Genomic DNA, 10,248 nt, shown 5'->3' on the forward strand with positions numbered 1-10,248 from the left:
CGACGCCGTGCGAGCGCTCGGCTGGTATCGACAGTTCCGTGAGATTGTCCTGATGTTCGCCATCTCGAACATAGAACCGCTCTGTGAACCACTCTAACCGTGACTCAGCATCTATTCAACACGGCAGTATCAACAACAACTACACTATTCACCACTGGCTGTCTCAGGTCCCCGCGTCATACCCCGCATCCTCCACAGCGGCGATGAGTTGTTCCGTGCTGACATCGCCGTCGACAGACACCTGCTCGGCGTCTCTGTCGGCTTCAGCGTCTTTGACACCGTCAAGGGCCTCGATGGCCTCCTCGACGGTCTGCTCACAGTGACCGCAACTCATCCCTTCGACGGTCAGTGTCGTGGACATAGTGATTTAAATAAGGACGGCATGGAACTTTTCGATTACGAAGTAACTACCAAAACACTAGCAAATAGTTTCAGGCAAACGATAATTCAGACCTTCAAAAACTTTGTTCAGGAGCGGCAGAATCTGGACGGAACTGTTTGTGTTGTAACTGAGAGTCACAAGAGCTTTTTACTTGCTTGGTAACATTGCACGTGGGTTCTGCTACCCGGCCCTACAGTCAGTGTGTCTCCTCTAGGCTACTGACGTACCGGAGCACAGAACCTGTCGTCGTGGATGGCGACTCCCACGGTGGGTTGCATACCGTTTCTCCCACCCCACCCCCAGCAACCCACCTTTCGTTTGACCCGAACTGCGGTCAGTGTGTCTTCCCTTATTGACAGAGAGGCTGTCATGTGCAGACTTTGGTGTTGTTGTGAGTAAACCAAGACCTGCGTTTTCAAGGGTCGCTACCGCAGCACTGTGCTTGCAGTCGCTGCCGTCCAGTTCAAGCAACAAAGTGTGATAACTGTCTCCCAGTGAATACACACGGTCGCCTGTCGTAGCTGTTGACCCTTAGCGCATACCTGACCGCATGACAACAGCGCAAATAGTGAACGAATCATATTGAATAATAGTGTATATCTTTGCACTATCCAGCGTGTACTAATCAAATTTGATAATCTCATGAACAGTAATATAATTTCTGAGCGTTTTTAAGAGATATGGCAAATGGTAACATGACAAGTGCTGGAAACATTGGAAGTCAGGACACCACCGGCGGCGATGGTGGGTTCCTCTCGACCATCCCGGATGGAAGTTCAATTCCTGACGAGACGTGGCAGCGCCGCCACAAATATTTCATAATCACAGTTCTGTCGCACATTCCGTTTTTACTGGCCCTCGGGCTCGTTGAGACGACGCAGAGCCCAATCATTGGCGCAACCATCCCCTCGATACCAACCGGACGGGTGCTGCTTCAGATTGGCCTTATTGCTGGGTTTGCGTTCGCCGCAGCCCTACCGCAACTCAGCCGTCGAGTGCGAACTGTGCTAGCGGTCACGGGACTCGCGTTCTGTACCGGCACGCTTGTACACTTCAGCGGCGGGTACATCGAGGCACACTTCCACTTCTTCATCGCAATCGGTATCGCCGCCATCTATGAAGATTGGATTCCGTTCGGCATCGGCATTGGATACGTTGTCGCGAGCCACATCATCTTCGGCATCATCGATCCCACGTCAGTCTACAACCACACGGCGGCGCAGCTGAACCCCATCGCCTGGGGCGCTGTCCACGGCGGGTTCGTCGCAATGCTGGCTATCTCACTGACGATCCACCTGAGTTCCATCGAAAAGTCCCGACAAAAGGCACAGACAGAGATTGAGCGTGCCCGCGAACGGGCGAATAAGATCGATAACCTGGAAGAAGAGCGAGCCGAAATTGAACAGCAGCGCGAGGAAGCCCAACGCCTTAGAGACGAGGCCGAGCAAGAGCGTGAAGAGGTCGCTGCGCTCAACAGCCATCTCGAACTGAAGGCCCAGACGTACAAAGACGCAATGGAGGACATGGCTGACGGCGACTTCACAACGCGTGTTGATTCGGACAGTATGAACGACTCGATGGCTGAAATCGGCGTTGCGTTCAACGGTATGGCGGACGAACTCGAAGCGACGCTCGGTGAGATTCAGTCGTTCGCTGCTGCCGTCGATAGACAGGTCACGGAGTCGGACTCAGCGTTGCAGGAAGTCGCGACAGCGAGCGACGGTGTGAGCGGCTCCATCCAGCAGATCGCTGCCGGCGCTGATGAACAGCGGGAAATGGTTGAAGAGGCGAGCGCCGAAGTCTCGAATTTCTCAGCGGCGGTCGAAGAAATCGCGGCGTCAGCTGATGAAGTCGCACAGACTTCTGCCGAAACCGCAACAATCGCGACTGATGGGCAGTCACTCGCCGAAGACACGCTAACTGATGCGAAAGATGTCAAGGCGTCTATCGACGAAACGGTGGAGACAGTAACCGAACTTGACGACCAGATGGCAGAGATCGCGACAATTGTTGATTTCATCTCCGATATTGCCGAACAGACGAATATGTTGGCGCTGAACGCGAACATCGAAGCGGCCCGCGCTGGGAACTCCGGGACTGGAGATGCAGGCGACGGCTTCGCTGTTGTGGCTGACGAGGTCAAGACACTGGCCGACGAGACCCAGGAATCTGCGGGGAACATCCGAACCCGAATCGAGAACATTCAGGCCCAGACCGGCACTGTCGTCAGTCAGGTTGAACGGGCGAGTGAGCTAGTGGAAAAAGAGATCGAAGCCGTTGAGCGGTCCGTTACTGCGTTCGAACGGGTTGCTGAGAACGCCGCGGAAACCGATACTGGTGTCCAAGAAATTAGCGACACGACTGATAGCCAAGCAGCGACCAGTGAAGGTGTCGTGTCGATGATCGACGAGGTTGCGGATATTAGTGTCGAGTCGGCAGACGAAACTGAATCTGTGTCCGCGACAGTCGAAGAACAAACTGCTTCGATCAACGAAGTGAGCAATCGGATGGAGTCGCTGTCCGACCAGGCACAACAGCTCGAAACGCTGGTCGGGTCGTTCAGCGTCAGAACCGATGTCGCTCAGTCACAGTAATTAGGGACCCGAATTTCTAGTTTCCGCCTACATCAACTACCGCAGCCTGCGACCACTGACGAACCGCGCGCTTACTCCGACTCGGAAACGCCAACAGTGAGGACTGGAACGGACGACTTCGTGACGACCTTCTGTGCCGTGCTCCCGAGCATATTCTGTTCATATTTGTCTGCCTGCGTTCCCATCGTAATCAGATCAATATCGGCGTCTTCAACGTACGACACAATGTTGTCTGCCGGTTTGCCCCGCTGGGTCGCTGTCGAGACTTCGATTCCGTCCTGTTCCAGTGTGTCCCGGACTGCCGACGTGGCTTCTTCGCCCTCCGCTCGCAGGTTCTCAAGCACCTCGTCCTGCATCTCGTCATCCATCGACAAGAACGCCCGGTCGTCGATGACATACAGCGCGTGGACGGTGACATCCCGCCCGTCGGCAATATCGATCGTGTGTTCCAGTACCTGCTCCATTGACGCACTCCCATCCGTTGGAACGAGAATATCGCTATACATCGTTCGTACAAATCAAGTTGCGACAAACATCCCTTTCGATTCTGTTCAGGCATCGCAAATACGACAGCTAGAGGACGAGTGTGGCGGACGATGCTCGGTTTCGGCCTGATTAGCACCGTTTTAGAGATAGCCGAGTCGCTCCAGCCGTGACTGGAGATCTATGTCCTCAAAGCCATCGATGTCGTATTCTGCCATTTCATCCTCCCCGGCGGCGAGTTGGGTGATTTCGAGCGTCTCACTGTGCTCTGCGGAGTCAGCGACAACGTCCGATGGCGGGCGGTCAATAGGTGTGTCGTCGCTCGACTCGGACCGCCGGCCCCGCACGACCGCTTCGTACTCATCATCCCCCCACGCTGCGCGCTTGTATACGGTGTCGCCGGGCCCATCACGATACACCAGTGATGCAGACTGTCGGAATCGGTCCGGTTCGTCAGTGTACTGTTCGGCGTACTCCGCTGTCTGCCCGGTCGGTGGTGCCTGATATGCAGTTGTTTGCCCATCGGGTGCGACGAACCACCCGGAGTCGTCTGCTTCGCCGTCAAAGGCAGCCAGCACAGCGTCGGGAAACTGTGCCAACGTCGCCAGGGACTCGATTCGCCGTCCCCCGGTCTGCCCCGGTCCGCGGACGACCAGTGGGACGTGAAACAGTTCCTCCTGCGTGCCCATCCCGTGCATGACGGCCGGTGGCTCTGTGGCGGCCTGTGGCGGCTCTCCGAACCCATCACCGTGGTCCGACGTGATGACCACGAGCGTATCGTCTAAAACACCACGTGCCTCCAGAGCACCAATGACCTGCTCCAGAATGGCGTCAGTCTGGCGAATCGCGCCGTCGTACAGCGGCTCAAGCAGTTGTCCGACGCCCGCCGGGAGTTGCTCCCCATAGACACTCCACTCCCACTTGATCGGGAGTTCGTCATGCATTGCCCAGTAAAAGTCCGCCCCCCACTCATCGTAGGCATCCCGCGTTGCGTACGGCATATGCGCATCCATCAGATTCAGGCACGCAGCCCAGGACTCCGTTTGCTCGTCGATCCACTCTGTCAGCCTGTCAGCGTACCAGAACCCGTCGACACCGTTGCGGGTCTCGGATGGGTCGTCAACGTCCGTCGAATCGGGCCGTTCCGTCACGACGGTCTCGAAGCTGTCACTGAGCCCGGACGGGTGAACCGTGAGATACGGGTTCTCGGTGAACACGCCGGTCTCGTAGCCCTCCCCATCGAGGAAATCAAAGATGGTCTGGCCGGGTTGCAGCCGTTCGGTTATCTGGAGTTTATGACCCTCGGACGGAACACCGGTAAATAGGCTCGTATGGGCCGGCAGCGACCAGCTCGCGGTCGTTCGTGCCTGCGTGTACACCGTCGCCTCACGACCAAACTCTTCGAGGAAGGGTGTGGTCTTGCGCCGATGACCTAACAGCGAAGTGTTCGCCGCGCGTACACAGTCAAGAACGACGAGTAACACGTTTGGCCGACCCATTGTCAGGCTTTAGGAGGTCTTCACGGCAAAAGTATGTTCTGTAACCGTTCTCTTTCACGACAGACTGGCTGTCATATCGATACGTCTGGGAATCACATCGAATGCCCGGAGAGCCAGTCGGTTATTCGACGGTTGCCGGCGGAGAACTCTTCTGTCAGTAAGCGCCAGAGTCAACTCTTGCTACCGTTGCACACCGGCTACGATTTTCCCACCATTTCGAGGCAACGGGTCACGTCTGGGACTATGACAGAAACCCGACACACAGGCTCTGTTACAATCTGCAGCAAGTACTAGTTTTGTCTCCCAATCGTCCAGTACTGCGTCGAGACTGCGCCCCTTACTGACCGACTGTTTCTGCCTGTTTTCTATTTGAAAAGTAGGGCTTCAGTAGAGCCAAGACACAGTGTGCCAGACCCCACGGGAGTATATTTTATATGGGTCGACAGTCTGATGAGTAATACGTGGTCAAGTCAACGGTCCGGTTCCCCGAAGCGGTGATGGACTGCGTCGAGGAGATGGTAGAAGGGGGTGTCTTCTCGAACAAGTCCGAGTTTCAGCGGTTCGCCGTTGAGTACGTCCTTTCGGAAATCGAGGACTACGAACCGGAGATGGTTGATTTCGACGAACTCCAGAAAGAGGTCTTTCAACACCAGGCGGTTTCCAGTCGGGCCGAGATGTCGCCGGAGATCAACGAGAACTTCTACGAGAACGCTGCGCGCGTCCGGCAGTTCGCTATTCGCGGTGATATCGAGACGGCAGAGGAGTACATCGACACTGCCTACCCCGTCACTGACCCTCGTTGCTTGCTGCTTGACGACTTGCTTGAACCCTATCGACAGCGCGAAACCGAAGACGAATAGGTTGCTTCCCGGAGCCGATACCCGGTTGTCTTGTCGCGGCTCCGGTTGAAGTTCTCGACAGCTATTTGTTGTGTGTAGCCTCGATAAAACGGCGACCAGTTCTCCGTATCTCTACCCCGCTCATCAGCGATGTTGAACAGCCGGGCGTTTGTTCTCTGGGGTGTCAGTCGTCGTCAGCGCGGGCCTCTGGCGCTTCCTCCGACCGTGGCCCGGCAGCATGCCCCTCGTGGGTCAGCGCCGTGGCGAACAGCTCCTCCGAGACAGCGGGCACCTCCACATCTTCGACCGCTCCCTCGGACTCGATGTCGTCGACTGAACGCGGGTACTTCCTGAGGTCTTTGTGGATCGCAATACCCGCGTCTGCGCCCTCACCCATGGCGATCGGGATCTGGTTGTGGCCCGGCGTCAGGTCTCCGACAGCGTAGACACCGGAGACACTGGTCTCGCCGTGGTCGTCGACGGCCACCGTCCCGTCGTCGTTTCTATCGAGCCCCAGTTCATCGGCCAGTTCTGCGTGGTAGTCTGACCCCAGCATCGGGAAGCCACCCTTGTACTCCCGAACGCTTCCGTCCTCGAATTCGTAGGCGGATAGCCAGCCGTCGTCGTCGGTCTGCTTCCCGGAGAGTTCCGTTTCGACGATCTCGACCGGGTGATTGTCGAGCATCGTCTGCGTCTCGTCGCTCCACTCCGGCGTTTCGCCGCGGGTCAGGATGTCAACGTCGTCGGTGTAGTTCAGCATAATCATCGCGACGTGGGCCGCGGCTTCGCCGGTCCCCATGACGAACACCGGCTCACCGACAAACATGAACGCGTCACAGTGGAGACACCAGTGCAGCCCCTTGCCGGTCCGTGGCAGCGGCGGGTCCGGGCGCTCATCGGCGAACCCGGTCGCCAGCACGACTCGCTTGACCGCCAGTTCGCCGTCGCTTGTCGTCACCGTGAAGCCGTCCTCCTCGTCGGCGAGTGGGTCCACTGACTCGACAAAGCCCCGCTCGTAGGTTCCGCCGTAGTCCTGCACCTGTTCGCGCGCTGTCTCCAGGAATTCGTTCCCTGAGACATCCTCGGTCACGCCGATGACGTTGTGCGTGTCTGTCATCATCGCAGCGCGGCCCCCACCGCGGTTGATAACAATCGTGTCCATCCCCAGCCGGGAGGTGTATAGTGCGCTCGTCAGTCCGGCAGGCCCGCCGCCGACAACGGCCACGTCGTAATCGTACTGCCCGTCAGTATACATTACCGTAGTGTACGTGCTCAAGGAATAAAAACAGCAGAACGGCGGCGACCGACACAGCAATCTGACGCTGGTGAGCCACGCTATGAGTGACGCGAACGACCGGTTCGCTGGCAGTCCTCTCTCACCCCGGGCCAAGGGCTGCGATGTCGGCCCCGACCGTCGCCTGTGCATCAGCCGGATTCGGGTCACTGTCGGCCAGATGCGTCCACTCGTGGGTAGGCAGTGCCGACAGATGGTCCGTGATTGCGGTGCTGTACGGCGTCGCCTTCACGGTGCTCTCACTGTCACCCCAGATATGATTGATAACGGTCATCGAATCGATGCGTATCTCAACCGATTCCGGGTCACACCGTGTCGCCAGCGCCTGCAGTCCAAGGTGGAGGGCAGCGTATTCGGCGACGTTGTTGTTTGTCCGGGAGCCGACCGGTCGTCCGAGCCGGGCAATCGGTGTCTCGTCCGCCTGAATCACAGCACCAGCACCAGCTGGGCCGTTACTGTGTGCGCTGCCGTCCACATAGAGGACAACTCGTGACGCGGCGTCGTCGGTCGTTTCTTGCTGTGTCGGGGGTGGGCTGGATTCGAGGAGATCATCGATTGCGGTCCGTATCTCAGCAGCAGACGTTTCCGGGTCGAACAGGCCGCCGTAGCCGGCAACGGCAGCATTGATCCCATCGATAGCGGGGGTGAGCTCGTAGCGATACAGCGCAAGCAGCTCGTCGACCCGTGTTGCCAGCGGCGAGAGCGTCTCGGCTGGCAGACGCTCTCTGTCACCTGCCGGCTGATCGTGACGGTCCATCAGTAGAGTGTAACTGCGGGCGAGTAAAAGACACTTCGCCGCGACAGGCCCAAAACGGCCGAACACATACTACGGCTATTGGGTGATGACTGCGCCAACGCTACTCGTGAGCCAGTCCGGACAGCTCACGCAGGGGCTGTCTGCGATTGTTTCGCCACACAGCGACGGACCGGTTACCACGTTCGTCACCGACCGCCCGGAGGACAACCAGTACTACCTTTCGCCTGCAACTGTCGAAGCCGTCGAACAACGCTGTTCCGACTCCGACGACGGGCCCGCGACTGTGGTTGTTGACGGTGAGATGCACCCGGGACAGAGCGTTGATTTGCAGACGCGACTTTCGCCGGTCACGGTTCGAGATAAGCGTGCCGCAGTCTGGGAGTGGCTTGGCGAAGCGAACCCTGTTGCAGCGACGTGTCTGGAACTCCAGCAGGCTCGGATTGCCCGCCGCGCGGCCGCCGCCGAGCAACGCGACGCAGCGGAACAGGGCCCATCCGGGACAAGTGGCTCTGTCACAGCGCATGACGAACGGATACAGGAGCTACGGGACACACTCGAAAAGCGACGAACAGCGGCCCGCCAGCGGGTCCAGACCAGCTACTCGTCCGTCGACGGCCGGATAATGCTGCTCGGTCGGGTTAGCGCTCCGACGACCCCCATCTGGGCTGCCCTCACTGAAACAACTGCAACCGCTACTGTTGGCCGACCGGCCCAGCCGACGACTGCGACGGCGACAGTCGGGCCGCATACGCTGGCGGTGACCGATACGCCCGGAATCCTCGGCAGCCACGGTGTCCCGGACTGGCTGCAGAACGCCCTCCCCGGCTTGACAGCGGCAATTGAACAGGCCACGTGCGTGCTGGGCGTCGGTAAGGACTGTGAGACTCTGCTCACCGCGGTTGCTGAGGAGTTCGATGTCCGGTGCCGAACCCTGCCATCCGACACCGAGTCCGCGGCCCGCGACGCGCTCGACACACTGCTCGAAACATCGGAGTTCGCGGTCAAACTCCCCTACAGTGACGCCGCACATGCGCTTGTGTCGGACTTACACGGGGAAGCGACCGTGCACGCAACTGAATACGACGATGCGATTTATGTTCGTGTGGAGGTGTCACAGGCAACAGCACGTGACCTTCACCGCCGCGTCTCGGAAGTCGACGGTGATGTACAGCCGTACAATTCCAGTGAGTGATGCACTAGCTGTGACGCACTTGTCCGGTCGCGTTGGCCTCGCCTCCAGTTATATTAGCGACGACAATCGTACTGTCTGCTCTCCCGCACGAACAGTGTTATTCTCCCGGAGAACCATATGTCCTGCATGGGTCAGACGACGCTCACTGGTGTCGACATTGCGTCGCTTCGGGAGACGTATCTACGGAAGGTCACTGAAACCCTCCCGGCGCGAGCACGGGCGAGCGGGGACTGGCCAATTCACCGAGACCACTGTTTCAGCCGCGTCGTCTTGGATACCGTGTTTGAAGACGAGTGGTACGACCACGTCAACGGGCGGCCGGCGTACGAACACCTCTCTGTGGCGGAACTCACGCTAGCTATCGACATCGCCGACCGGATGCTCGACGAGGGACGGTCCGCAGTCGCCGAACTGAACAACAATTCGCTTCGGTGGCGTGGAAAACTCGAGTAGCAGATACCGTACAGCTACCCAGCGGTTGCCGCGTTGCTTGCTCCAATGACTGGACGCGACGGATGGGAGCCCAAATAAGCCGTCGCTGCCTACCGGATAGATATCTGATGACCGTCGACCGAATCGAAGTAAGTCACACCGCTGCAGAGAAAGCCGACCGATATCTCACGCCAGGACAACTCAAGACCGTACTGCGGGACCACACTGGGTACGTGTGCCGACGCGCGTCACCGAACCACGACGACCTGTACCCGGACAACGAATTTACACTGCGGGGTGAGTTTTACGGACTACCGCTTGACATCGTGTTCGCCATCGAAAGCGACCACGTCGCAGTCATCACGCAGATGTCACAGCACAGCGACAGCCTGCGCGGACAGTTCTACGAGTACGTCGGCGATACCGCCAAGGACGCCGTCGAACACGCCCGGTCCTAAAGCGCATGATTGCAGCGGACTGTCCGCAGTTGGGACCGCAGTTAACAGCACTGAGACCGTAGCTGTGGCCACGATGGACAGACGGACCTTCCTTGCTGCGAGCGGGCTCACGGTCGCAGGGACACTCGCGGGCTGTAGTGCCCCCAGTGACAACCAACAAGGGGACGGCGATACAGCCACGGATTCTATACAGACGGCTCTGTTGAATCACTAGACGGCGTCGGGATAGGTCGCTAAATCAAAGGAGTTGAAGCGGGATGATTCGGTTGCCTATGACACAAATCTCCCGCTTCACTGGTGAGATTGTGCCGATTGCTC

10 protein-coding genes and 2 pseudogenes are annotated in these 10,248 nt (G+C 58.3%); 7 read left to right on the forward strand and 5 right to left on the reverse strand.

What is annotated here, in order from left to right; translation table 11 throughout:
* Positions 1-97, forward strand: a pseudogene (locus G9463_RS22475) (IS5/IS1182 family transposase); the annotation flags it as partial.
* A 66-nt stretch (positions 98-163) separates the two neighbouring features.
* Here the strand turns inward: G9463_RS22475 and G9463_RS22480 are convergent.
* Positions 164-361 (reverse strand): heavy-metal-associated domain-containing protein, encoded by a 198-nt coding sequence (locus tag G9463_RS22480; protein ID WP_004965780.1) that lies wholly within the window; start codon positions 359-361, stop codon positions 164-166.
* 701 nt (positions 362-1,062) lie between these two features.
* Between G9463_RS22480 and G9463_RS22485 the strand changes: the two genes are divergently transcribed.
* Positions 1,063-2,976, forward strand: a complete 1,914-nt coding sequence (locus tag G9463_RS22485; RefSeq protein ID WP_165897885.1) for a methyl-accepting chemotaxis protein — start codon at positions 1,063-1,065, stop codon at positions 2,974-2,976.
* 71 nt (positions 2,977-3,047) lie between these two features.
* On the opposite strand, the gene G9463_RS22490 is transcribed toward G9463_RS22485, so the two are convergent.
* Both G9463_RS22490 and G9463_RS22495 read right to left on the reverse strand, forming a co-directional pair.
* Positions 3,048-3,482, reverse strand: coding sequence for a universal stress protein (locus G9463_RS22490; protein WP_007188487.1), 435 nt, complete (start codon positions 3,480-3,482; stop codon positions 3,048-3,050).
* Between the two features lie 120 nt (positions 3,483-3,602).
* On the reverse strand, positions 3,603-4,958 hold the full coding sequence (locus G9463_RS22495) for a sulfatase (RefSeq protein ID WP_011222562.1): 1,356 nt from the start codon (positions 4,956-4,958) through the stop codon (positions 3,603-3,605).
* A 461-nt stretch (positions 4,959-5,419) separates the two neighbouring features.
* Between G9463_RS22495 and G9463_RS22500 the strand changes: the two genes are divergently transcribed.
* Entirely contained in the window at positions 5,420-5,818 is a 399-nt protein-coding gene (locus G9463_RS22500) for a transcriptional regulator (RefSeq protein WP_165897886.1), read from the forward strand.
* A 163-nt stretch (positions 5,819-5,981) separates the two neighbouring features.
* Here G9463_RS22500 and G9463_RS22505 read toward each other — a convergent pair whose 3' ends face one another.
* Together G9463_RS22505 and G9463_RS22510 are read right to left on the reverse strand one after the other, a co-directional pair.
* Entirely contained in the window at positions 5,982-7,052 is a 1,071-nt protein-coding gene (locus G9463_RS22505; RefSeq protein WP_004965787.1) for an NAD(P)/FAD-dependent oxidoreductase, read from the reverse strand.
* A gap of 121 nt (positions 7,053-7,173) precedes the next feature.
* A complete protein-coding gene (locus G9463_RS22510) occupies positions 7,174-7,848 on the reverse strand; it encodes a ribonuclease HI family protein (RefSeq protein WP_165897887.1) in 675 nt (224 codons plus the stop codon).
* 85 nt (positions 7,849-7,933) lie between these two features.
* Between G9463_RS22510 and G9463_RS22515 the strand changes: the two genes are divergently transcribed.
* The 4 genes and pseudogenes from G9463_RS22515 to G9463_RS24175 form a co-directional block, all read left to right on the forward strand.
* Complete coding sequence (locus G9463_RS22515; RefSeq protein ID WP_165897888.1) at positions 7,934-9,040, forward strand: hypothetical protein; 1,107 nt, start codon at positions 7,934-7,936, stop codon at positions 9,038-9,040.
* Between the two features lie 117 nt (positions 9,041-9,157).
* On the forward strand, positions 9,158-9,493 hold the full coding sequence (locus G9463_RS22520; RefSeq protein WP_165897889.1) for a hypothetical protein: 336 nt from the start codon (positions 9,158-9,160) through the stop codon (positions 9,491-9,493).
* Between the two features lie 107 nt (positions 9,494-9,600).
* Positions 9,601-9,930, forward strand: coding sequence for a hypothetical protein (locus G9463_RS22525; protein ID WP_004965794.1), 330 nt, complete (start codon positions 9,601-9,603; stop codon positions 9,928-9,930).
* Between the two features lie 73 nt (positions 9,931-10,003).
* Positions 10,004-10,126, forward strand: a pseudogene (locus tag G9463_RS24175) (twin-arginine translocation signal domain-containing protein); the annotation flags it as partial.
* Positions 10,127-10,248 lie beyond the last annotated feature (122 nt).

It is taken from the genome of Haloarcula sp. JP-Z28 (genome assembly GCF_011440255.1).
Taxonomy (GTDB): Archaea; Halobacteriota; Halobacteria; order Halobacteriales; family Haloarculaceae; genus Haloarcula; species Haloarcula marismortui.

Bases quoted from the DNA above. Each gene is read 5' to 3' on its own strand.
- G9463_RS22510 (WP_165897887.1), bottom strand. From the start codon at position 7,848: ATGGACCGTCACGATCAGCCGGCAGGTGACAGAGAGCGTCTGCCAGCC.
- G9463_RS22495 (WP_011222562.1), bottom strand. From the start codon at position 4,958: ATGGGTCGGCCAAACGTGTTACTCGTCGTTCTTGACTGTGTACGCGCG.
- G9463_RS22485 (WP_165897885.1), top strand. From the start codon at position 1,063: ATGGCAAATGGTAACATGACAAGTGCTGGAAACATTGGAAGTCAGGAC.
- G9463_RS22515 (WP_165897888.1), top strand. From the start codon at position 7,934: ATGACTGCGCCAACGCTACTCGTGAGCCAGTCCGGACAGCTCACGCAG.
- G9463_RS22480 (WP_004965780.1), bottom strand. From the start codon at position 361: ATGTCCACGACACTGACCGTCGAAGGGATGAGTTGCGGTCACTGTGAG.
- G9463_RS22525 (WP_004965794.1), top strand. From the start codon at position 9,601: ATGACCGTCGACCGAATCGAAGTAAGTCACACCGCTGCAGAGAAAGCC.
- G9463_RS22505 (WP_004965787.1), bottom strand. From the start codon at position 7,052: ATGTATACTGACGGGCAGTACGATTACGACGTGGCCGTTGTCGGCGGC.
- G9463_RS22520 (WP_165897889.1), top strand. From the start codon at position 9,158: ATGTCCTGCATGGGTCAGACGACGCTCACTGGTGTCGACATTGCGTCG.
- G9463_RS22490 (WP_007188487.1), bottom strand. From the start codon at position 3,482: ATGTATAGCGATATTCTCGTTCCAACGGATGGGAGTGCGTCAATGGAG.